Raw genomic sequence first — 23,939 nt, forward strand, 5'->3', positions numbered from 1 at the left:
CAGTAACTTTGGGGCTTTTTAATGTTTATATAGTAATCAGATAGTGTTAGTGCTATAACGCTTTAATGAGCGGAAGCTCCGTTACCGCGTAACTTATTGACCATAGTAAAGATAGCGACCACTACCGCACCAATAATAAAGCCTATCAAACCATTTAACAGCGCTGTCGTCACACTTTCAAAAATGCCGGTTAAGTGCGCCAGATCCTCTACTCCATGATGTAAAAAACTGATACCGTGCACTAAAATACCGCCGCCCACTAAGAACATCGCCAACGTGCCAGCGATAGATAGAAACTTCATCAATTTTGGTGCAGCTGCAAACATCACCTTGCCAAGCTTTTGTTTAAAACTGCTTTCTTGCTCCATTAAATGCAAGCCTGCGTCATCTATTTTGACAATACCGGCAACCAAACCATAAATACCAACCGTGATAGCAATCGCTAAAATAGACAATACCAGACTACGCTCTAACAATGTGGCACTCGCCGTTGACCCCAAAGCGATGACAATAATCTCTGCTGATAAAATAAAATCTGTACGTATCGCGCCTTTGATTTTTTCTTTTTCAAATGCCACCAAATCCACTGTTTCATCGGCATTGGCAAGGCGACGCGCACTTTGTTCTTCGTCATGCGGCAAAGCATGTGGCCAAAATCTATGGATAACTTTTTCAGCGCCTTCATAAACCAAAAATAAACCACCGCACATTAATAAAAAGGTTACCAATGGTGGGTAAACGGCACTGATAAGCAGCGCAGCTGGCACCAAGATAAGTTTATTAACAAAGGAACCTTTTGCTACCGCCCAAACAACTGGCAACTCGCGATTGGCTTTGACACCAGTGACCTGTTCAGCGTTTAGCGCAAGATCGTCACCCAATACACCAGCGGTCTTTTTGGCCGCAACCTTAGTCATTACTGAAACATCATCTAATATCACACTGATATCATCAAGTAGGGTTAATAAACTGGCACCTGCCATGCTCTCTCCTTAGCGTAAAATCGCTCAAATAGTTAATAAGTATTAAAATTGATCATGTTGATTTGTCTTGTTTACTGTAGCCTACTGAGCTACTGCAACATATGAAATAGTAGGAATGTAGCTTATTTTACTTTTTTGTTCGATCATTACCAAATTATTAGTTAAGTAAGTTTTGGTTTTGACTGTCATTTATAAAAATATGTTAGTATATGGCACTTTATCACTATTTATGTTATGACTCACTGCTTACTTTATAATTGAGATGATTCGTCATCATAGCCAGAGTGTTGTAGCTTAGAATTTATTCATTTGACTGCTGATAAATAAAGAGACTTATATCGTCTGTCTTTATACTGAGTTTTTATTACAATCATGATCAAGCGCGTCCGTTTATAGGAAATGCCGTATGTCCTTACCTTCTGTATCTACTAGCCTAAAGCCTGCTAACATCTCTACTCGTCGTAAGCTCTCAGGCGCCATTATCAGTGCGCTACTAGTTACTGTCGCGACAGGCTGCTCAAACAATACTGCCGATACTACCAGCAAGACCAATGTGGTAAGTAGCACAAAGGCAAGTAGTACAACCAGCACCTCCAAACCTGCTGCCGATAGTGATCAATCGGTCGTTACAGCATTGCAATCGAACCTAGGAGCGTCTGGTATCGACGAAAAAATTGTCTCCGCAGTACCAACAGAGATGGATGGTATTTATTGGGTAACCGCTGAAGGGTTGCCAGCATTTTTTACTGATAAGTCAGGCAAACATATCATTCAAGGTCAGATCATCTCTGTCGGACAAGGCGAACCTGTCGATATTAGTGGTGCGTTAGTTGCTCGCACTGCGCAAGAGGCGCTCAAAGCTGTAGACAAAAAAGACATGATCATTTATCCAGCTAAAGGCGAGACCAAGTCAGTGGTGTACTCTTTTACCGATGCTGATTGTCCTTACTGCACTAAATTGCATTCAGAAATGGATGAGCTCAATGCGCTAGGGATTGAGGTTCGTTACCTAGCTTGGCCTCGTAGCGAAGGAAGTATTCCCAAAATGGAAGCCATTTGGTGTAGTGAAGATCGTGTTGCGGCTATGAATCAGGCAAAATCAGGCGCCAATGTCATGGCTCCTAGCTGTGAGAGTCCAGTAAAAGAGCAAATAGAATTGGGCGCCCGCCTTGGTGTACGCGGAACGCCTGCCATCTTTACTGAATCTGGTCAGCAGATTGGTGGTTATCTACCAGCTAAACAATTGGCACAGACAGCGATCGATGCCAGCTAATCGCCTACTATAATATCATCGGCTTTAGCAACAGTCAGCTTAGGTAGACGTCACAATTGCTTGTCGGTATGATACGGTGAGATGCTATATAAAAATGGCTTTATTGGTAATAGTTAACGTTACAAGAGCCATGTTTTCATCTTATATAATTTACTATCATTTAATTTTCTGAGGATACTGTGAGTAAATCGATCAAACTAGCGATACTTGGCCTAGGTACCGTCGGTACTGGCGTGGTCAATCTAATCAATGATAACTTAGCTGAGCTTAAACGTCGTAGTGGACGCGACATTATTATTACCGAAGTTGGTACACGTCGTCAGCGTGATGATATCGACCCTAGTATCGTCCAAAACGATGATTTGATGGCAATTGCTGCAAGTGACAACGTCGATATTGTCATCGAAGTCATTGGTGGTACAACTCTTGCCAAAGACATTATTATGCATGCCATTAAGAATGGTAAACACGTCGTTACAGCCAACAAGGCGTTACTTGCTGAGCATGGTAATGAGATATTTGCGTTGGCGGAGGCCAATCATGTGCACGTGGCTTATGAGGCAGCAGTGGCAGGTGGTATTCCTATTATCAAGGTTATGCGCGAAGCACTTGCCGCCAATAAAATAGATTGGTTAGCTGGTATCATTAACGGTACTGGTAACTTCATCATGACTGAGATGCGTGATAAAGGGCGTCCATTTAAAGACGTTTTGGCAGAAGCACAAGAGCTTGGCTATGCTGAGGCAGACCCGACATTTGATGTTGAAGGTATTGATGCTGCTCACAAGCTTGCTCTACTCGCCTCTATCGCCTTTGGCATTCCATTACAGTTTGACAAAGTATATTGCGAAGGTATCACTGGTATTACGCTACAAGACGTCAACTACGCTGAAGAGCTGGGCTATCGTATCAAGCATTTAGGCTTTGCCGTTCGCCGGAGTAGTAAAGATGATCCACAAGGCAGCGCTGGCATTGAGCTACGCGTACATCCAACATTGATCCCGCAAGACGCTTTACTTGCCAATGTGAATGGGGTAAAAAACGCGGTACTGGTGAACTCACATCCTCTAGGACAAACGCTGTATTGCGGTGATGGCGCAGGCGCAGGCGCTACCGCCTCAGCAGTAATGGCAGATGTCATGGATCTTGTACGTGTATTAGGCCCCAACGATCGTAACAGTCATAGCGAGCACAGTAATCATGTGCCTCATTTGGCGTTTATGCCGGAAGAGCTATGTGATACGCCTGTCTTACGTGCCGAGCAGATGATAACAGGCTATTATCTGCGTGTACACGCTTATGACAACCCAGGCGTATTGGCGGATATCACTCGCATCTTAAGTGATGCTGGTATCAATATCGACGCTATTTTACAAAAACCTGCTCACAAACTTGGACAAGTACCTGTCATTATTTTGACATTACCAGTCATTGAAAGTCAGATGAATCTGGCGATTGAAAAGATCGAAAAATTGACTGCGGTTGCTGATAAAGTCGTCCGTATTCGCTTAGACGAGTTGGCCTGATGATATAAATCAGTAGTGACCAGTGAGTTATCTTAGTAAACCTTGATTTTTATCTTAACAATGCACATTATAATAATGATTCTTTATTAACGATTAGTGAGGCACAGTGTTCATCTAAAGCGCTGAGTTTTAATTTAAAACAGGTAAATGAGGCAGAATAACGATGTCGAACGATGCAATTGTAATTATTAATGGTGCGCGTACGCCAATGGGCAGTTTTCAAGGCGCTTTAAAAGATGTCAGTGCTACAGAGTTAGGTGCGACAGCTATCAAAGCAGCCGTTGAACGTTCAGGTGTGAGCAGTGACAATATTGATGAAGTCATTATGGGATGTATCTTGACCGCTGGATTGGGTCAAGGCCCTGCTCGTCAAGCCATGCGTCAGGCAGGTCTACCTGATGAGACTGGCGCCGTGACGATCAACAAACTTTGTGGTTCGGGTCTAAAAGCGGTTATGCAGGCGCATGATGGTATCAAAGCAGGTAGCTTTAATGTGGCTGTCGCTGGTGGTATGGAGTCGATGACTAATGCGCCATATATTATGCCAGGGGCACGTGGTGGCTATCGCATGGGGCATAAAGAAGTCAAAGACCATATGTTCTTAGATGGTTTAGAAGATGCAGAGACTGGTCGCTTGATGGGTCAGTTTGCGCAAGAGATGGCCGATGAAAAAGGCTATACGCGTGAACAAATGGACGAGTTTGCGATTGAATCACTAAATCGTGCGTTGACTGCGATCAAAGATGGTCATTTTAAAAACGAGATTGAGCCTGTCACTTTTGAGACTCGTAAAGGCGAACAAACGGTCGAGGATGATGAAGAGCCAGGTCTTTCTAATGCAGATCGTATTCCTAACCTACGTCCTGCGTTCGCCAAAGAAGGCACCATCACTGCAGCTAATGCCAGCTCAATCTCAGACGGTGCTGCTGCTGTCGTGATGATGAAAGAGTCACAAGCGCAGTCTGAAGGTCTAGACTACCAAGCTCGTATTATTGCGACTGCCTCTAACTCTCGTCATCCAAGTGAGTTTACCATTGCTCCGATTGGTGCGATCGAAAAAGTATTGGCTAACGCAGATTGGTCAGTTGAAGACGTCGATCTTTGGGAGATCAACGAAGCCTTTGCGATGGTCACCATGGCGACTATGGATGCAGTGAGTATTGACCATGCCAAAGTCAATATCGAAGGTGGTGCTTGCGCTTTAGGTCATCCTGTAGGTTGCTCAGGCGCTCGTATCCTGATCACGCTTATCAACTCATTACAGCGCACTGGTGGCAAAAAAGGTATTGCAACCTTATGTATCGGTGGCGGTGAAGCGGTAGCAGTAGCTATTGAGTTGTCTTAATCAAAAGACATTGTCAAAAGCTTTTATTATGACGCTATTGGATATGTCGTCACAATGCATCTAGTCAGATGACTGTGTAATACTTATCATTTTGATACTGATAACTCCATAACCGTACTATTAATCAATAGTACGGTTTTTTTTGTGTGCATGGCATACAACAATATGGTTAATATTTATGTGTGTAAAAATGCGTTAACTTATACCCAATTGATGTTATGACACTTACAGCCTATTACATGCAATTACGTCAGTTGCACATTTTGCTACCTTGCTTCTATATCTCAAGTAAAATCGCGATGTTACGATAGTTACAAGTTGATGCAGTCACTGTTTAGTTGTCAGTCAACAATGATAAGCATGATTCTTTATCGTTACTGACTGAATTCACTACTTATAACTGCAAATAATGAAGTAGAGGAAGAGTCGGTGTATTCTGACTTATTCAACGACATATTTATCATTGGCGTTATTTTTTGACGCTACTATTTTATTTATAAATAACCATTTACTCATATAAAAGGAAGACAATAATGAGCCAACTAATTCGCTTACAAGACATCCAAGCAACTCATCGTGACCTTATTGGTGATGACTATTATGACCCAACAGGCAAAACTGCTTACGGTGTCAATGAAGAAAAAATCGGTAAGATCGATGGCGCACTAGTAGAAGATACTACTGGCCGTATTCGCTATCTAATCGTTGACGCAGGCGGCTGGTTTAGCTCAAAAGAAGTTTTAGTACCAGCGGGTTTAGCGCGTATTGTTGGTGATGATGTATTCTTTGATAGTTTAACCAAAGCACAAGCTGATGCCATGGAAGAGTATGATCATGACTATCAGTATAGCTATAAAGAGCAGTACGAAAAAGATCGTCAAGCATTTGTAGCTGACACTGTACCAGCAGAAGAGCGTATGGAAGTTGCAGACCATGCTTATGATGCACCAAACACGCTAGAACTACTAGAAGAGCGTCTGACAGTAAATAAAGATCGTATCGTTGCAGGCCTAGTAAAAGTCGGCAAGCATGTTGTGACTGAAGAGCGTAACGTGGAAGTTGATCTTGAAGAAGAGCATGCTAACATTCAACGTACTACTGTAGATCGTCCATCAGAGCGTCGCATTGGTGACGTGACTGATAACGAGACTATCGAAGTTGAACTAGAAGCTGAACGTGCTCGTGTTAACAAAGAGACTTATGTTTCAGAAGAAGTTAATGTCGGTAAGACCACTGAGCGTCACACTGAAACTATTGTAGAAACTATTCAGCGTGAAGAGCTAGATATTGACCGTGATGGTAATGTTGTTGACCGTGAAGGTAACATCGTAGACCGTGATGGTATCACTGCTGAAGATGTACGTAGCGCACGTGGTATGTAATATTCTGATCTATCGTTTATCCTAATATGATAACTGCGATTAGGTAGCGTGAATATATAGCTAAGTAATCATCCTTAGCGAATTAAGGTCAGAGTTTGTCTCTGGCCTTTTTTTATGTCTTTCCCATGAATAATAGGCTTATATATCGTTATCTAATCATACTAGTAAAATACTTGCCAATAATAAGGAACGTAATGATGAATACTAACCATGAAAAAGAGACCCATAATAAATACAGTGCAAACAAAAGCGAAAACCAACGAGCGGGCACGACACCGCCAACAGCGTCTACGGCAAAGCTAGAGGATCATGCAGGAGAGAATAAACTGGCAGCGCCGCATACTACGGATAGCAGTGCTATTAGTAACCGTCTAGAACTACTAGAAGAGCGTCCAGTCATCAACAAGGAGCGCCTAGACGTCGGTAAAGTGACAGTGACTAAGCATACCCGTACCAAGTCTATTGAAGTGCCAATTGAGCTAGTAGAAGAGTATGTCACAATTCGCACTGAGTACAACGATGCTGAAAGCCAAGATCTGCTATCAGGTAACTATGATGAAAAAGACATTTTGCGCCATGTTGAACCCTCATTAGATAGTAAGGCGGTAGTCACTATCAATGGTAAACAAATAGAGGTTGGCGATTCTCCTATCGAGATCGTTTTATCACGTCAAGTAGCAACCATTACAAAAGATACTTATGCTATTCAAGAAATCGAAGTCAATAAGACCACGCATACGCATACAGACAGTATCCAAGTTGAGCTACAACATGAAGAACTAGATGTAACCGAGGAAGGGTTTTTAGAGCACGAAACTTCTCGTGTTCGTAAAGACTAGTCCTACCCGAAGCAAACTTATTTATTAAAAATAAGCGTGTTAAAGTTGAAAGTTAGAATATAAAAAAAGCAACGTGAACGTTGCTTTTTTTATGTCAGAATTAAAGTATACGGCTATTAATGCCTAGGTCTTATTACACTCGTAAGTACTGATATCCGTTTCGTCCTCGCCTGCTGTACGCATGACGCCTGTTGCACGCTCTTCGTGTGCCACGCGCCACTGAGTAAAGCCTTGACCACCATCCATAGCTGTATCAACTTCAAATACTTCAGGGTTGGTGCCTTCATTGGTTTGCATCAATGTAACTGTACCCATATCAGTACCGATAACCACTTGATTGGTTTCATCTTTATAAGTCGCTTCAACTTTTAAAGCAGGTGTACACAAATAAGTTATTTGAGTCAGATCAGTATTAACATTGGCAATCGTATCATCCTGCACTTCATTTAACGAAGCATCCTCAGTCGCGACGACGGTATCACTAGGGTCTGCTGGATCAGCTGACATTGGTACTGACTCTTCAGCGTTGATGCTATCCTCTAGGCTCGGCTCTGGCTCTTGCTGCTGCTGACAAGCACTGATGCTAATCGCACTAGCGAGTAAACCTGTCATCAAAGCCGTCATACGTAATTGTTTTAATTGTCCTAGATTCATCATTGTCTCCCAGATTGTTATGGTAAATACTATAGCGTGTCCGCCTATATTCGCCTATGTTGAATTTGTAAACAGTCATGACAAATTATCAAAATTCTTATTTGATAATCATACGGGCCTATCCATAGCCTACGTTAGGTAGCCAATGTTTTTGCATAAAAATACCTATCGCTGCTAACAGGGATAGGTAATTAAAATACGCAATTAGGTATAATTTTTGGTGTTAGATTTTTCCATGGCATTGTTTATATTTTAGACTAGAACCACAAGGACAAGGCGCGTTACGGCTGATATTCATACCGGCATACGGGTTTGGTTCAGCGTCACTTGCATTATCAGGAATACTGACTCCTGCACTTACGCCTGCTGCTACGCCTCCAGCAAGATTGACACGCACCTGACCGTTTGCCCGTTCACCTTGGTTTTGAGGGCGCGGCGTTGGTTGCGGTTCACCTGATAAGTTATCGACATCGTTATGCTCGAACTGCATTTTCATGCGCTCAGCATCTGCACGTTGCTGCGCTTCTAGTGCTTCTAACTCTTCTTTAGTTGGAATATGGACACGTGATAGATCTTGCACTGTCTCTGATTTGATAGCACCTAGCATCATCTGAAACAGCTCAAAGGACTCACGCTTATATTCTTGCTCAGGGTTCTTTTGTGCATAGCCACGCAAGTGAATGCCTTTACGTAGCTGATCCATCTGTGTTAAATGCTCTTTCCAATGCTTATCAAGGCTTTGGAGCATAAAGTGACGCTCAAGCTGGGCGGCGCTTTGCTCACCCATTTGTTCACGGCGACCATGATAATGCGCTAGTGCTGTTTCGATAATTTTTGCTCGCAAGCCTTCTTCATCAAGACGACGGTCTTCATCGAGCCAATCATTGAGTGGCATGTAGACTTTGAACTCTTCTTCAAGCTCATCTTCTAATCCATCAACATTCCACTGATCGTCGACAGAACCTGGCGGGATAAATTGATTAATCATGGCATTATAGACTTCATGATGCATCACTTCGATGGCATCCAGTAAATCCATATCATCGAGCAAATCATCACGCTGAGCATAAATAACTTTACGCTGCTCATTGGCCACGTCATCATACTTTAGCAAGTTTTTACGCGCATCGAAATCTCGGCTCTCAACCTTACCCTGAGCGTTTTCAATCGACTTTGACACCATCTTATGTTCGATAGCTTCGTCTTCTTTGAGACCCATAGCACGCATCATATTGACCACGCGATCACCAGCAAAGATACGCATGAGATCGTCTTCAAGCGATAAGAAAAAGCGCGACATACCAGGGTCACCCTGACGACCGGCACGGCCACGTAGCTGGTTATCGATACGACGAGACTCGTGGCGCTCAGAGCCGATAATATGCAAACCACCCGCGGCGACCACTTGATCGTGCTTGATTTGCCATTGGGCTTTTAGGCGTTGCATCTCATCAGCACTGACTGAGTCTATGTCTTCAATAAATGACTGCCAGTTACCACCCAAGATGATATCGGTACCACGGCCTGCCATGTTGGTTGCAATAGTCACGGATTTTGGGCTACCCGCCTGCGCGATGATGTCAGCTTCACGCTCATGCTGCTTGGCATTTAGGACGTTATGTTTCACGCCTTCTTGATCCAGCAAATAAGACAGCTCTTCACTGGCTTCAATCGTCGCGGTACCGACTAGGACGGGCGCGCCCTTATCTTGTATCTCTTTAATCTCGCGAATAATGCCTTTATATTTGCCGAGTTTGGTTAAGAAAATCTGATCATCCATATCAACCCGCGCAATAGGCTTATGGGTTGGGATGACAATCACTTCCAAATCGTACGTCGACTTAAATTCTGCCGCTTCGGTATCGGCCGTACCAGTCATGCCTGATAGCTTGTCGTATAAACGGAAAAAGTTCTGGAAAGTTGTGGTCGCAAGCGTCTGGTTTTCGGCTTGAATCTCAACGTTTTCTTTGGCTTCAACCGCCTGATGCAGACCTTCTGACCAGCGACGGCCTGGCATCGTACGACCCGTATTTTCATCAACGATGACCACTTCGCCTTCATCGACGATATAGTGCACGTTTTTGACAAATATGTGATGGGCGCGAATAGCCGCTTGTACGTGAGCTAATAATGGTAAACGGCTTGGACTATACAGACTCTCGTTTTCACCAAGCTCGCCTACTTCGATTAAGAAACTCTCAATCTTTTCGTAGCCTTTTTCGCTGATTTCGATTTGACGGTTTTTTTCATCAATCCAAAAATCTTCATCTTCATTATTCTTATTGGCTTCTTCATCTTTTGAGCGCACAAGCACCGGAATAATAGTATTAATCAGTGCATACATCCTTGATGAATCTTCTGCTTGACCTGAGATGATCAAAGGCGTACGCGCCTCATCGATTAAGATAGAGTCAATCTCATCAATGATACAAAAGTTCAGCGGGCGCTGCTTTTTCTCGCTGAGACTAAAGACCATATTGTCACGCAGATAATCAAAACCGTATTCGTTATTGGTACCGTAGGTGATGTCCGCTTGATAAGCATCGACCTTTTCTTGTGCTGGTTGCTGTGAGTAAATCACTCCAACCGTCAGTCCCAAAAAGTTAAATAGTGGACGGTTCAAGTCCGCATCACGAGCGGCCAAGTAATCGTTGACCGTGACCACGTGGACACCTTTACTACTAATAGCATTTAGATAAATCGCCAAGGTCGCCATCAAGGTTTTACCCTCACCGGTCTTCATCTCAGCGATTTTGCCTTCGTGCAAGGTGATACCACCGATCAGCTGCACATCATAGTGACGCATGCCATTGACCCGCAGTGACGCTTCACGGCAGACGGCAAACGCTTCAGGCAATAGCGCATCTAAGCTCTCACCTTTTTGAAAGCGCGCTTTGAACGCTTCTGTTTTTTGTTGTAATTGTTCATCAGACAGAGCTTGCACGCCAGCCTCTTGGGCATTAATCTTGGTGACCACCTTACGCATACGTTTTAGTTCGCGGTCATTTTTGGTGCCAACCACACTGCCTACAATCTTTGATAACATAATTTTTTAACCTATGGAAATATTCGATAATTAGCGTAAATATAGTCAGCACAACACAAAATCGATAAGTGACGATAAGTAAATAGTCACTTATGATAGATATAAATCGTCGTTGTGCATTGCTTGCAAGCGTGTCTTCGTACTAAAAACCCATGTTTTAATAGCACTATGCTCTTATAAAATACATCGACTATAGTAGCCAAAGCTTTAATCGCCGTCCTATCATCATCCGACCCAGTACTATCTGATGAAGCATCGCCAATAAAATGTGCCGTCATTATATATGGTTATGGCGCTGATGAATACAAGGGCAACTGGCGGATATTTGCCAGCGCGGAAACGTGGCAGCTCATGTTAAAATGGTACTTATTTGGCTATCGCCAAGCGCTGTTATCTACCTACCATGCACCCAACTCTATGCGTTTTATCAGCAATATTTAAGCCAAGCAATATAAGAGATTATGAATGTCTGCTAAACCACTTGATGCAAACCATACCAATACCGAAACCCTAACCATAGGCGATGCTGTCTACGATTTGGCCCATCATACGCCAATGATGGTGCAGTATCTGACCATGAAAGCGCGCTACCCAAATGCCTTGTTGCTCTATCGAATGGGCGATTTTTATGAGCTGTTTTTTGATGATGCCAAGCGTGCCGCGCAGATATTGGACATTACTTTAACGCGCCGCGGCACTGACAAAGCCGGCAACACTATCGCGATGGCAGGTGTACCCTTTCATGCTGCAGATAGCTACATGGCACGGCTCATTGCCGCTGGGCAAACGGTGGTGGTCTGTGAGCAAATCGATGAGGCAGCCGATAGCAACTCTTATCCAAGCATCGGCGAAAAAAGCAAAAAAGATAATACGCTACACAATAAAGGTAGCACTAAAGCCGCTAAGGCTAAGCCGCCCACCATCATGCGCCGCGAAGTGGTCAAGACGCTGACTGCTGGGACGATAACCGATGATGCACTTATCGCGCCCAATCAGACGCCTACTGTCGTCGCCATCGACATCGCCACACCGAATCCAAAGGCAAAAGATCGTAAACTGCCTATCCAAGCTGCAATCAGTCAACTGGACTTGACGGCAGGGACGCTCACCACTCAAACCCTAAGTGTGGATAGTAGTACAAGCGTTGCAACTGGAGAGAATAGTGATATAGCAACGCTACAAGCGCAAATGCTCACTGTCTTGGCACGCTTTGCCCCTAGTGAGTGTATCATCAGTGAAGCCACCAGTGAAGACTGGCTACTGTGGTTACGTAGTCATCTCGACTGCCCTATCATCGAAGTGGCGGCCAATGACTTCCACCGTGAGCACGCGACCGCAACGCTGTGTCAGCAGTTTGACGTACAGCGCTTAGATGGTTTGGGTATTAGTGATGCGCCCCTCAGTCAATCTAGCTGTGCTGCGCTGATACATTATGCACGCCAAACGCAGCAGCGCCAAGTGCCGCAGGTCAACCAGCTTATCGTTGAACACAGTGACGACTATCTGATTATCGATGCCAATAGCCAACAAAATCTTGAGCTATTTAGCCCTGTCAGTGCTAATGGAACGTCTCTAATATCGGTACTTAATCATTGCAAAACGCCCATGGGACGACGGTTATTGGTACAGCAAATGAAGCGTCCATTACGCTTACATACCCGTATCAACCAGCGTTTGGATGCGATAGCCAGCCTAATAGACGTAGACAGAGTAAAAAACCATTCATCCAATAAAAATGCGATGTTAATCACACACTTAGTCACACACTTACGCGACACCCTCAATGCCATTGGTGATATCGAGCGTATTAGCAGTCGTATCGGCCTGATGAGCGCCAAACCGCGCGACCTACGTAAGCTTGCCGATGGGATTGCCAGTAGCAATCAGCTAACGACGCTACTGACCGAAGCGGGCATCCATCCTGAGCACACAGGATTACTACCAATGCTGATGCAGCAACTACCCGCTCAGCTGCCAGCCGTACAAGCGGTCGCCGACCTTATCGAGCGCGCTATTGTCGTAGAGCCCCCTGCTCATATTCGTGATGGCGGTATGCTTGCAGCGGGTTATGATGCAGACTTTGATCGCTTGACCCACTTGCATGACAATATCCAAGCGACCCTTGATGAGATGGCAGAACGCACGCGGCAAGAGTGTCAGCTACCAAGTCTAAAAGTCGGCTTTAACAAAGTCAGCGGCTTTTATTTTGAGCTACCCAAGATGCAGGCCCAAAATGCGCCCAGCCACTTTGTCCGTCGCCAAACCCTCAAAAACGCTGAACGCTTTATCACTGATGAATTAAAGGCAGTCGAAACCGAATATCTAAGCGCACAAACCTTGGCACTGGCGCGGGAAAAACAGCTGTATCAGCAACTGCTGACCACGCTTGGCGACCATCTGACCGAACTACAACAGTTAAGCGCTGCCATCGCTCAGATAGACGTGCTGAGTAACTGGGCGCAGCTGGCTATGACTCATAACTGGCAACGTCCAGTCATGCATAATGGCGTATCAAATAACGATATAAATAGTAAAAACGCAAAAAAAGACGCTGGCTTACAAGGTAGCCAACGAAACCAACAGAGTCAGCAAAACCAGCTAAACTTTGACGGCGCTACTCAAAGTCAGGCTCAAAGCCAACTGTCAGATCAAGCGCAAAACCAAACCAGCATTGATATCCGTCAAGGTCGTCACGTCGTCGTCGAAGCGGCATTAAATCCAGCCAATACGCACCATCGAAACGCCCCAACTGAGCATCTTAGTCATTTCGTTGCCAACGACTGCGCGCTTGGCAGCGATGAGCATCCCGAACGCTTATTAATCATTACTGGCCCTAATATGGGCGGCAAATCAACCTATATGCGCCAGACTGCCCTGATCGTCTTGCTCGCTCATTGCGGCAGCTTTGTACCGGCTGAACATGCCCTTATCGGAGATATTGACCGTATCTTTACCCGTATTGGTTCAGCTGACGATCTGGCTGGTGGCAAGTCAACCTTTATGGTCGAGATGATTGAGACGGCCAATATTTTAAACTTGGCGACGGATAAATCACTGGTGCTTATGGACGAAGTCGGACGCGGTACGGCAACCACTGATGGCCTTGCTATCGCGCACGCCTGTGTCAACAGGCTACTTGAGATTGGTTGCTTGACCTTGTTTGCCACTCATTATTTTGAGCTGACTGCCCTAGCAAATAATAAGCAGGCAAACAACGAGCTGGCAAATAATAAGCAGGCAGACAACGAACTATCAAACGATGAGCTGACAAATAAAAACGACAAGATTCGCAATGTGCATGTCGCGGCAAGCGACGTTGATGGGCAGCTATTACTGCTACATCAAATCCGTGAGGGCGCGGCAAGCTCCAGCTTTGGGTTGCATGTTGCCAAGATGGCAGGCATACCGACGCAAGTGCTAAGTGACGCCAAGCGTTATCTTATCGACAACTTAAAGTCTGAGCAGACCAAAAGCACTGATGACAAAAATGAATTAGCTAAGTCGGCAAATGATAAAGCCCAGCCATTCGATCAAAGTGATATAACTGAGGCGACTGTAGAAACCAATGCACAGGCGAGTTATCTATCAGATAATAAACAACAAAAACAATTGCTTAGCTTATATGACGAGCTGATAAATACTGATCCTGACAGTCTAACGCCTAAGCAAGCTCATGACTTATTGTACGATCTTAGACAACGCATCAGTCGCTAAAGGGGTTTGTTAAAATCGTTTAAAAGCGCTAAAATATGCATTATTTTCATTATTCTATTCAGGCATTAGCCGAATCAATAACAGGTAGACCTCAATATGACCTTCGTCGTTGCAGATAATTGTATTCTTTGTAAACATACTGACTGTGTGGAAGTCTGCCCTGTGGACTGCTTTTATGAAGGGCCAAACTTCCTTGTCATTGATCCTGATGAGTGCATCGACTGCGCACTATGCGAGCCTGAATGCCCAGCCAATGCGATCTTCTCAGAAGATGAAGTGCCTAAAGGGCAAGAAATATTCATCCAGCTGAACGAGGAGCTGGCGCAAAAGTGGCCAAACATCACGGAGATGAAGCCGCCTATGCCAGACGCTGAAAAGTGGGACGGTGTCGAGGGTAAGATTCAGTATTTAGAGAAGTAGATTTTTAATACTGCTTTTTAAATCTAAAAACCATTTAACGCTGTGATAACGTTAAATGGTTTTTTTATAGACTCTTTATAGACCGATAATAATACCTATCCAACCTAGGCAAATCATCGGTATGCACCGGTTGCTGCGCATTAAAAAATTCAGCTTGAGCCAGCTTTTGACTACCGGGACAGGCAAAGTTACATAGCATGATATTTTGTAGATTGACGCTGCCGTATTTGGTCAGCACGTGGGCAGTATCTCCAAATACTTCTTGCCAGTTTTTGAGAATGGTTTGGGTATAGCCATGCTCCTTTCGCGGTATGCCAATGATGTTTGCCATGATATCGTTGCTGTTGGCTTTGAATTGTGTCAACGCTTCAAGCGTGTACAGATTACTCGCAACATGTTGACCTTGAAAGGCATCAATGAGCATAAAATCATAACGGGCTTGTTTATTTCGGGTCAAATAACCTCGAGCATCATCACCTATAAACTCAATATTTGCCGCGATGGGTGCTTTTAAAAAGTGCTTTTCGATAATCTTTGGCAAGTCTTTGTCGATGTCTATAACGGTAAGCGCCATTTCAGGATTGTAATGTGCCACTTCACTTGGTGTGCCCATACCTGCCCCGCCCAAAAACACCAAGGTTTCGGGCTTGGTTTGTCCAATGGCTTCTACGGCAATCTCACCATACCAATGGCAGTTTTTTTGGGTGGCGTATACCCAGCAGCTACTCGTCGACTGTCCTGGCTTGTCAGTGATAGTGACTGCCAAGTCTCTACCCGCCAGCGTATCTTTGATAAACCAAGCCCCCGTCGCGGTTTGATAGCCAGTATCCACTCTGTTCATCATAATAAACGCCACCGTCATGACTAGTGCCGAGGTAAAGAGCAAATAGTTGGTGACATGATCAGACGCCTTGATAGGCTCGTCGTTCTCTATTTGGATGGCAAGCTTGGTACAGAGCCATGCACTAAATGCCAATGATGCTATAAATAGCGCCAAGCTACTCATAAGCCCAATATAAGGCAACAAAAAAATCGGCGTCACGGTTGAGCCAAGTACGCTACCTACCGTGGTAATCGCTACCATCGTGCCAGCGTTTTTGCCCGCGTCAACACCGTCGTCATTTTTGTATTTCAATGACAAAAACTGGGTAATAAGAGGAATGGCAGTCGAGCCGAATGCTAGCCCTACCCCAAACAGCAATCCGACACCGATGGCAGCGATGATAGGGCTGTCGGTACTGGATGTCATGGCTGCCAGTAGGGGCAACTGAATGATACAGGCGATCGCATGGGAGATGGCGGACAATGACAACACGTATCCGGCCTGCAACAGTGCTCGCCTTGGGGTTCGCGCCGCTTGTGATAAGCGCCCACCATACCAGTAGCCGACCGCGATAGCGATCAGTACCATCGCCAATATCACCCCAGTGATAGAGATGGATGAGCCGATATAAGTCGCTGATATACGAATGGCATAAATCTCGATACCAAGTCCAGCAAACCCTTCAAGTAGCGCAATGACCAAACATATCATTAAGACTTTTTTTTGCATAAATCTGACTCATTAATGTGGTGAGCGTATATGCAAGGATTTTACACTATTCTTATTATTAGATGGGATGGTAGCTGTGGTTGATTATCTATGATGATTTATAAATAAAAAAAGCCAAATGTGAGGTTTAGCTTTTTGAAGTAAGGCATATGAGTTAAGAAAGATCAATTTAAATAGTCTTTATTATCATAACGACCAGATGAAGTGATATTTTAACAATGTCAAAAACGCATTCTATTTGTTGATAAATGGGCTAACGTAGCAAGTAAGATTCAGTATCTTGAGAAATAACTGACAAGTTTTTGTATTACCCAAAAAAACACCTGATAGCAATTCTATTAGGTGGTTTTTCAATAATTACAGTATTATAAAGTGGATGTCAGTACTGTATTCATTTGCTCTTCTGTCCAAGGACGCAGATTAACAATTTTGAGCGGTTTGCCTTTTTCGTCAATAAAGACAACCATATGTTGTTGTTGCCCCCATAATGGTAACCAGCCTGCTACATTAGGATATAAACTAGTGTGCTTATCGATTTCTGTTATATTATTGGCGGCTTCCAATTTAGTTAAGTCGTAAGCCTTAGTTTTTATTTCAGGATAGGCTTGTTCGATTGGATAGTATAAGGCAGGCTGATGCGCTATCTTAGCACCTAATTTATTGCCAAATTTTAAGTCTTTAATTTGTTGAAACGTACCTGTAGGCTTGGCGGCGACCCATTTAGGTCCACTCCAAGAAAAACGAGTGTATTGTTCAGGAGCGTTCTCTAAATAACTTTTTTCTATATCATTGAGTTTGACGGTCTCAAACCTATTATTGTAAAACGTCAGCCACACAGGCCTTGCTTGCGATAGGCTGTAAATACCATAGGAAAGTGCTGCTATCTGAATAATCGCAATCGTAGCTAAGTCAAACACTAATGATTTTTTGTTTTTTTTATATACTATCAGGGTCAATAAAGGTCCAATGATTAAGTCTACAAAGAATACAATAGCAAATATGGCAAATACACCAGTCGCTTCGGCCAATGGTACAGGATACCAAAACTTAAATAATAAAATCGCTAAAGCACCCGCTATAAGGAAGCTCAAAGACAGGTGAATAGCAGCGGCTTTGAAGGAATCTGCCCAAATACGGATGGGTTGTGGTGACATCTAAATAGCTTCCTAATGGTATATAAACATGAGCAAAATATAGTTACTGGTAAGATGATAATATAAGCATTAGCATAGACCAGCAGCGATACACGTACCGCCTGCTTTCCAAGTCAACGTATCGTTGTTTGCATTTGGCAATAGTGTATAGGTCGCACTATCTACGCTAGCTTCACCAGTGGCAGTCACTAGTGCTGTCACAGGAGTAATACTAATTGAGTTGACATTATTAGCATTGGTCACGCCTGACGCATTAATACTGACTTTAGCGATACTGTCGCAGTTGGTCAATGTGTGATTTCCTCTACCTTGATAGCAGGCTTCAATATTACTTTTTACTGTAGCAGCAGCCAATATAACTTCGGTAAATTTAGCTTTTTTGGTATAGGCTTGATACGATGGCAAAGCAATAGCAGCCAAAATACCTATGATAGCGATAACAATCATTAGCTCTATCAAGGTAAATCCTTTCTGAGTATTCATAGATATTTCCTCATAGCTGTTTTGATAATCATCAATATATTTCAGACAAAAAACAGCCCTGCTATGTCTTAGCATGCAGGGCCATTTTTGATGTAGCTATAATCATACTAAACTGAAAATACAGTTTTTAGTCTAGCATAGGCCAGTAGTAATGCAAGAGCCGCCTTCTGTCCAAGTTAATGAACCAGAAGAGTCAGCAGCTGTGAGAATATAAGTCGCGCCATCTACAGTCGTAGCGTGACCAGTAGCCGTAACCACACCATCTTCATATTCAACTTTGGCTACTTGATTACCTGCTGCTGCACCCGTTAAGTCTGCACCTACTAGTAGAGCGGTAGAACATGCTCCAGGAGGGGTTCCAGTCGAAACTAAACTTGCAGCTACTGATTGACCACGTGTCTGATAGCAAGTATCAACCTTACCTTTTACTGAAGATGCTGCCAATACCACTTCTGAGAAGCGAGCTTTTTTAGTATAAGTCTGATAAGCAGGTAGCGCGATTGCAGCCAAGATACCGATAATAGCGATAACGATCATTAGCTCGATTAGGGTAAAACCTTTTTGTGTAGTAGCGTTCATAAGAACTCCTTTAGATAATAAGTTGACAGCGTCGCCATATATTGGTTGGGCGTAGATACCTGCCGTCAGTGATATAAAATGCACGCTACCATATAGCGCATGCTGTCTTAATATGACTCTTAACAGGAATGTTGCAGGTACTGTGCCAACTTTTTAAAGAAGAGGGGTTGAGATTTAATTATTTTTCTCACACTCGGTGTGTCATTATCTGAGCTTAAGATAAGCGGTTTTATTTAACGATTCAACGGTAAAAATATCGTCAAATATTATTAAATAATAAAAACTATTCAAGACTGCTGATTACTAAAAAACGAGTAGTAAGCTAAATTAAAATAGATCTAATAGGTAAATAAGTATTAAGTAACGGTAACAATTTTTGTCACCGTTTTTATCTCTATAATAATGTTACTAAATTGTTGCAGCAAATTGTCACTCTCCAAAAAAGGTAAGCTGGTCTAAATTGGAGAGATGACATTTTGTGTCAGGAGGGGTCAGACAGTGATAGCAAGAATGATAAGAAGATAGTAAAGCTTTAGTCCCATTCTTTACCAGTGCCGCAGGTTGCTACGTTATTGGTGTCAATACGGCACTTATTACCTTCATGATTAAGCGTAAGCCTGCCGTCATTTACCATACGCTGCCCAGTCACAGGCGTTGCAGTCACCGTCCAATCACTATCACCCAAGGTCGTTGAACTGTTTGGCGTTACGGTAACGGTATATAGTGCCGTGCCAGCGATAGGGAAGTTTGCACTACCATCAGCCGCGACAGTGCCTGACAACACCGAGGACAGCGGTATTCTGTCATAACGTTTATAGTTTATTTTATTGGACTCAATGCGGGTGGCTATTTGCTGCATCTCGCTCATCATATCCGCTCGATTGGTTCTCTCGACATAGCCTTGATAGCTAGGAAAAGCAATGGCCGCTAGTACCCCGATAATAGCGACGACGATCATCAGCTCTATCAAGGTAAAGCCTTTTTGGGGCAAGTGTTCGTTCGGTGACAAGTATGTCTTGCTCGCTGGCTTGTTCAATGAATATATCACCACGTTGTCTCCCCTGCTCCGCAATCGGTATCTGTAATATCAAATGCGATATTATTCGCGCAGCGTACGCCTTGGCTACTTAGCATAAAGTTATCTGCGCCTGTCATATTGATAGGTGTCGCCATCATGACCCAGCCCATAGCACGCTCACTACCTTCATGTAAGGGACTAAACGCTGCTGGACTGCCTGCGATATGTCCAAGGCGAATCGTATAACGAGGATTGTTGGCAGGCCAGCTGATCGCACCTGTCGAACTTGCGATCGTATCTGCCTTTGGTTCGAAGCCTTTATAAGTTAGCGCTTTGGCGCGCCATTGCTCAAGCTCAGTTGCGAGCGATAGCATCTTACGCTGCGTATCTGCCTCAGCATTACGCACGACATAGGCGCGGTAACTGGGTACAGCGATGGCCGCTAGTATGCCGATAATAGAGACCACGATCATAAGCTCTATTAACGTAAAGCCTATCTGCCGAGTAAAACCGCTGTTGGCTCTCATTAGCATTTTAATGTTCCATCCAGCTCAATGGATTGATACGTTTATCGGTATTGATACCACTATTGACCCCGCAGGTAGGTCCGACGCACTCATCAAACACAGGAGGATTGTCGTTACCACAATTACCATCTGGACAGATGAGCTCAGGCTCACACTCATCACCTTCACAGCGATTAACTAAGCTACTAAAGACAGACGTATCATTATATTGACTGATAATATTATCTACGATACCTGAGCCGGCGTTGAAGTATGCGCGTGAGGTCGATACATCAGTACCATAGGCATCGAGGCAATTACCATAAGGCAGACACGTACGTTCACGCTGGGTCTCACCTCTAACGCCTGCACTACAGGCCTGAATCTCTTGACCTTCGTCAGGGTTGTAAGACGACGATAACAACACGCCTCCGATAGCATCAGGCTCATTGAACATCTTAATCTTATATTTGTCATTGACACCCGCTTCTTCCCCTAACCAATGGGTAAACGGCATATACCAACCTTGCACCACGCCATTTTCCATGTTGCTCTTGATACCTGCCGTGCCGATGTCTGAGCTAGAAAACGTGAGCTTTTGCAGTTTGTCGTTTCTGTTACTCGTTCCTGCAACCTTAATAATGGGTGTGCGTAAGCTTATCGTTGGCGCTGTCTTTGTTCCATAATAAAACAGATCACTACGTGTCAGGTCTTTATCTATAAAGTTATAAAGCGCATCGGGCTTACTTCTTATCGCCTCTACTGGACTACTGCGATCGCCTGTACCTACCGTTATCATGGCCTGTACACCGCTATAGTTACCACCGTTATTATCAGCCTCTTTGTAAGCATATTTACCATTATAAAAAGTAATCAACGGACGCTCATAGATACGCGGTGGCGCATCACCCTCTGCCACTTGGTCGCTGACATCTAATACCTTTACCACTCGATCTACTTTGAAGTTATCGGTATCTTCATCATTGTTGATATCAACACGCCAAACTTGCCCGCCCAAGTCAGCATAGTAAATATGATCGATGAGACCATCATAGTTACGATCCAACGCTCGGATTTGGGTGACGACGCTGTGTTTTAAATCAGCAGAGCGAGAATACTGCAATGAAGAAGTGCGAGAGGTACTATCGCTTGAAGCACCTTGATTGCTCGCCCACCATAATAGTTTGCCATTATTTTTAGAGGCATCTACCGTCTCTTCATTGTTTGATTTGGTCTTGACCTCTCCCATCTGCACCATATACACAGCGTTGCCTTGAGCGGACGTTTTATTACTGCATTGGATATCTGTTAGATTCGTCGTATTTAATTTGAATGTTGGATCTTCATAACAGGCATCGTAGCCACCAGGTAAAAAGCTGACCATAACCTTTTTGCCACCGCTTTTTACATAACCAAGTGTAGGCTTACCCCATGTCTGTCCCATACGTGCATAAGCTCTTAACTCTGCAGAGGTACCAACTCCGATAGCTGGGCTAGTAACATTATCTCTAGTACCACCTAGAGCAGTTGTATCACCCTTTAGACGATTGGCATAATTAGAACCAATCCCATAAATAATCTTGGGTTTACTGACATCTGTGACATCCAAAGCATAATACATTGACCCACCCATGCGTAGACCGCCTAAAGCGAAGCTCTGATCAGATTCATAAGTGTTGGTGGTGGTTGCAGACTCTCCTGTACCCGTAGTCGTAGACTTTGTGGTGTAGGAGACATAAGTTAGCCAAGGGGCGTCAACACCATAAGGATAGCTGCCATCTTTGGCGGTTCCAATACCTGTCAGGGCGTCTGGTTGTAGGTCAAGGATTTGTTTTGGTACAAAGGTAAACACCTCTTTGCCCGTCTTGTCATCGAGCATATGTAGTGCCCCATCCATAGAGCCATAGATGAGGTAGTCTTTTCGAGTATCATTATCAAACTCACCTGAAGCTTTAACTTCTACCTTTTGAGTAATCAGCTGCGGTATAGAATGCAGTACGCCGCCAGTATTCTTCAACCATTTGTCCTGAGAAGACTTTAGCGCCGTACCATCTACCACGGTCGTATTAGTAGGTTCGCTATAACCCATAAAATGAAGCAGCGTTAGTTTTTGAGCATTGCTATAACCAACTAACGGATTAAAGTTCAAAGGCTTTTTATCTTGACTGACTTTTAAGTTTATCAAACTATTGCCATTATCAACGAATAAGTTCCTATCCCCTATCAACGGCGCTACTGCGTTTTCGAATATTTTTTGATAAGCGCCGCCCACTTGCGGGGCGCCTCTGTCTGGTTTTAGTGTATCAGGACGGTTGGTATCATTGATCGTGTTCCACAAATCTTGCGTGTTTTTTGCAAACAAGCCTGTACTATCAGAAAAGACAAATTCATTATTACTGCCCACTAACGTACCATTTTTGACTTTGTATTTTTTTAGATTGCCATTCCATAATAGTGGAGACTTAGGAACAGGCTCAAGGATAGGTAGATAAGCATACTGACGAGACTTCAACCCTCCCAAACTATCAAGAGGTACAGACATTGTCCCTGATGATATTGGATCAATCTCAGCCTTACTCACATCTTCAATAAACTTGCGCACACTATTAGCGATATCTACAGACTCTTCTGTGTAATAAAAGCCACCTTCACCGTAGCCTTCACCTTTTTCGCCAAGCTTGCATAAATTTTTTGCATCCTGACTGATACCGTTGGCATCACATTGATAAACCTGTACAGTTTCAACAGCGCCACTCGGACGTGTAATGGTTCTGGTAATCTTGCCTTTTTCTGTTAGTTGTTTAAATACGTTGCCAAAACCTACTGTTGCAGTGGCAATAAGAGTATTTTTGGAATTATTCTCGTTATACAATGCTTTAGAGTATTCACCGATACACTCCCATCTAGCAGCCGCCTTATAGGTACCTGTACTTGGTAGACTAGAATTGCACGAGTTGCCCATGGTGAGTGAACTACCAACTAGGCTATTTTCCATCAAATTAATAGTATCGTTAGTCGATGTATTAGGCTCACCATCAGTTAGAAAGTAAACACCATAGCCATCACATTGGCTAGCTTCGCCCTTAATAGGAGAGTCGTACTTTGATAGTCCTGGCTTTAGTTTTGTATCATCAGAGGATTGGTCGAAGCCACCTATTGAACTCCCGCTTCCATCCTCTTCCACTAATTTAAGGTAATAAGTTCTACCGTTCTCTTCGTACGTCACATAGGTGTCACCATTATAGATACCAATCTTATCAAGCTCTATATCACTTTCTTTATCATATTCCTTTTCATCATCGTATTCGCCTGACTTACAGGGGTAGTAGGTATAACCTAGTTTTGTAGTAAGATTCGAGCTTCTGTCTTCACACCCATACAATACATATTTATCTTTATCTTTATCTTTATCTTTATCTTTATCTTTATCTTTATCTTTATCTTTATCTTTATCTTTATCTTTAT

The 23,939-nt window shown here is 43.6% G+C and carries 17 protein-coding genes; 7 read left to right on the plus strand and 10 right to left on the minus strand.

The genetic code is table 11. The features are described 5' to 3' along the window. Positions 1 to 62: 62 nt before the first annotated feature. Positions 63 to 983 carry a DUF808 domain-containing protein gene (locus ACS8FB_RS10890; protein ID WP_299185740.1) on the minus strand — a complete coding sequence of 307 codons (921 nt, stop codon included), beginning with the start codon at positions 981 to 983 and terminating at the stop codon, positions 63 to 65. A 406-nt stretch (positions 984 to 1,389) separates the two neighbouring features. Here ACS8FB_RS10890 and ACS8FB_RS10895 point away from each other — a divergent pair, with 406 nt between their 5' ends. The 5 genes from ACS8FB_RS10895 to ACS8FB_RS10915 all read left to right on the plus strand — a co-directional run bounded on the left by ACS8FB_RS10895 (position 1,390) and on the right by ACS8FB_RS10915 (position 7,348). Continuing rightward, positions 1,390 to 2,256, plus strand: a complete 867-nt coding sequence (locus ACS8FB_RS10895) for a DsbC family protein (protein WP_439262884.1) — start codon at positions 1,390 to 1,392, stop codon at positions 2,254 to 2,256. A gap of 179 nt (positions 2,257 to 2,435) precedes the next feature. After that, positions 2,436 to 3,782 (plus strand): homoserine dehydrogenase, encoded by a 1,347-nt coding sequence (locus ACS8FB_RS10900; protein WP_439262885.1) that lies wholly within the window; start codon positions 2,436 to 2,438, stop codon positions 3,780 to 3,782. 163 nt (positions 3,783 to 3,945) lie between these two features. Further along, positions 3,946 to 5,127: a thiolase family protein gene (locus tag ACS8FB_RS10905; protein ID WP_439262887.1), complete on the plus strand. Its 1,182-nt coding sequence runs from the start codon at positions 3,946 to 3,948 to the stop codon at positions 5,125 to 5,127. Between the two features lie 533 nt (positions 5,128 to 5,660). Further along, complete coding sequence (locus ACS8FB_RS10910; RefSeq protein ID WP_439262889.1) at positions 5,661 to 6,509, plus strand: DUF2382 domain-containing protein; 849 nt, start codon at positions 5,661 to 5,663, stop codon at positions 6,507 to 6,509. 194 nt (positions 6,510 to 6,703) lie between these two features. Then, positions 6,704 to 7,348, plus strand: a complete 645-nt coding sequence (locus ACS8FB_RS10915) for a YsnF/AvaK domain-containing protein (RefSeq protein WP_439262891.1) — start codon at positions 6,704 to 6,706, stop codon at positions 7,346 to 7,348. Positions 7,349 to 7,471: 123 nt separating this feature from the next. On the opposite strand, the gene ACS8FB_RS10920 is transcribed toward ACS8FB_RS10915, so the two are convergent. Both ACS8FB_RS10920 and secA read right to left on the minus strand, forming a co-directional pair. Continuing rightward, complete coding sequence (locus ACS8FB_RS10920; protein WP_439262892.1) at positions 7,472 to 8,005, minus strand: hypothetical protein; 534 nt, start codon at positions 8,003 to 8,005, stop codon at positions 7,472 to 7,474. Between the two features lie 220 nt (positions 8,006 to 8,225). Beyond that, positions 8,226 to 11,048 (minus strand): preprotein translocase subunit SecA, encoded by a 2,823-nt coding sequence (gene secA / locus ACS8FB_RS10925; protein ID WP_439262894.1) that lies wholly within the window; start codon positions 11,046 to 11,048, stop codon positions 8,226 to 8,228. 465 nt (positions 11,049 to 11,513) lie between these two features. Here secA and mutS point away from each other — a divergent pair, with 465 nt between their 5' ends. Both mutS and fdxA read left to right on the plus strand, forming a co-directional pair. Then, complete coding sequence (gene mutS / locus ACS8FB_RS10930; RefSeq protein WP_439262896.1) at positions 11,514 to 14,762, plus strand: DNA mismatch repair protein MutS; 3,249 nt, start codon at positions 11,514 to 11,516, stop codon at positions 14,760 to 14,762. 96 nt (positions 14,763 to 14,858) lie between these two features. Beyond that, positions 14,859 to 15,182 carry a ferredoxin FdxA gene (fdxA, locus tag ACS8FB_RS10935; RefSeq protein ID WP_058368024.1) on the plus strand — a complete coding sequence of 108 codons (324 nt, stop codon included), beginning with the start codon at positions 14,859 to 14,861 and terminating at the stop codon, positions 15,180 to 15,182. 64 nt (positions 15,183 to 15,246) lie between these two features. Here the strand turns inward: fdxA and ACS8FB_RS10940 are convergent, their stop codons facing one another. From ACS8FB_RS10940 to ACS8FB_RS10970, 7 genes are all read right to left on the minus strand, one after another. Then, the gene (locus ACS8FB_RS10940; protein WP_439262898.1) at positions 15,247 to 16,734 is read right to left on the minus strand and encodes a fused MFS/spermidine synthase; all 1,488 of its coding nucleotides are present in this window, start codon (positions 16,732 to 16,734) and stop codon (positions 15,247 to 15,249) included. Between the two features lie 365 nt (positions 16,735 to 17,099). Beyond that, entirely contained in the window at positions 17,100 to 17,888 is a 789-nt protein-coding gene (tfpZ, locus tag ACS8FB_RS10945) for a TfpX/TfpZ family type IV pilin accessory protein (RefSeq protein ID WP_439262900.1), read from the minus strand. A 69-nt stretch (positions 17,889 to 17,957) separates the two neighbouring features. After that, complete coding sequence (locus ACS8FB_RS10950; protein ID WP_299189542.1) at positions 17,958 to 18,371, minus strand: pilin; 414 nt, start codon at positions 18,369 to 18,371, stop codon at positions 17,958 to 17,960. A 132-nt stretch (positions 18,372 to 18,503) separates the two neighbouring features. After that, entirely contained in the window at positions 18,504 to 18,950 is a 447-nt protein-coding gene (locus ACS8FB_RS10955; protein WP_439262902.1) for a pilin, read from the minus strand. Between the two features lie 532 nt (positions 18,951 to 19,482). Then, positions 19,483 to 19,998: a type IV pilin protein gene (locus tag ACS8FB_RS10960; protein WP_439262904.1), complete on the minus strand. Its 516-nt coding sequence runs from the start codon at positions 19,996 to 19,998 to the stop codon at positions 19,483 to 19,485. Beyond that, complete coding sequence (locus ACS8FB_RS10965) at positions 19,995 to 20,501, minus strand: type IV pilin protein (protein WP_439262906.1); 507 nt, start codon at positions 20,499 to 20,501, stop codon at positions 19,995 to 19,997. The genes ACS8FB_RS10960 and ACS8FB_RS10965 overlap by 4 nt, the downstream gene beginning before the upstream one ends. A gap of 1 nt (position 20,502) precedes the next feature. Next, positions 20,503 to 23,939 (minus strand): pilus assembly protein (locus ACS8FB_RS10970; protein WP_459113002.1); only part of this gene is annotated, 3,437 nt, incomplete at its 5' end.

The sequence above is a fragment of the Psychrobacter sp. 1U1 genome (assembly GCF_051847535.1).
Lineage (GTDB): Bacteria > Pseudomonadota > Gammaproteobacteria > Pseudomonadales > Moraxellaceae > Psychrobacter > Psychrobacter saeujeotis.

Bases quoted from the DNA above. Each gene is read 5' to 3' on its own strand.
- ACS8FB_RS10890 (WP_299185740.1), bottom strand. From the start codon at position 983: ATGGCAGGTGCCAGTTTATTAACCCTACTTGATGATATCAGTGTGATA.
- ACS8FB_RS10895 (WP_439262884.1), top strand. From the start codon at position 1,390: ATGTCCTTACCTTCTGTATCTACTAGCCTAAAGCCTGCTAACATCTCT.
- ACS8FB_RS10905 (WP_439262887.1), top strand. From the start codon at position 3,946: ATGTCGAACGATGCAATTGTAATTATTAATGGTGCGCGTACGCCAATG.
- ACS8FB_RS10910 (WP_439262889.1), top strand. From the start codon at position 5,661: ATGAGCCAACTAATTCGCTTACAAGACATCCAAGCAACTCATCGTGAC.
- ACS8FB_RS10915 (WP_439262891.1), top strand. From the start codon at position 6,704: ATGATGAATACTAACCATGAAAAAGAGACCCATAATAAATACAGTGCA.
- ACS8FB_RS10920 (WP_439262892.1), bottom strand. From the start codon at position 8,005: ATGATGAATCTAGGACAATTAAAACAATTACGTATGACGGCTTTGATG.
- secA (WP_439262894.1), bottom strand. From the start codon at position 11,048: ATGTTATCAAAGATTGTAGGCAGTGTGGTTGGCACCAAAAATGACCGC.
- mutS (WP_439262896.1), top strand. From the start codon at position 11,514: ATGTCTGCTAAACCACTTGATGCAAACCATACCAATACCGAAACCCTA.
- fdxA (WP_058368024.1), top strand. From the start codon at position 14,859: ATGACCTTCGTCGTTGCAGATAATTGTATTCTTTGTAAACATACTGAC.
- ACS8FB_RS10940 (WP_439262898.1), bottom strand. From the start codon at position 16,734: ATGCAAAAAAAAGTCTTAATGATATGTTTGGTCATTGCGCTACTTGAA.
- tfpZ (WP_439262900.1), bottom strand. From the start codon at position 17,888: ATGTCACCACAACCCATCCGTATTTGGGCAGATTCCTTCAAAGCCGCT.
- ACS8FB_RS10950 (WP_299189542.1), bottom strand. From the start codon at position 18,371: ATGAATACTCAGAAAGGATTTACCTTGATAGAGCTAATGATTGTTATC.
- ACS8FB_RS10955 (WP_439262902.1), bottom strand. From the start codon at position 18,950: ATGAACGCTACTACACAAAAAGGTTTTACCCTAATCGAGCTAATGATC.
- ACS8FB_RS10965 (WP_439262906.1), bottom strand. From the start codon at position 20,501: ATGCTAATGAGAGCCAACAGCGGTTTTACTCGGCAGATAGGCTTTACG.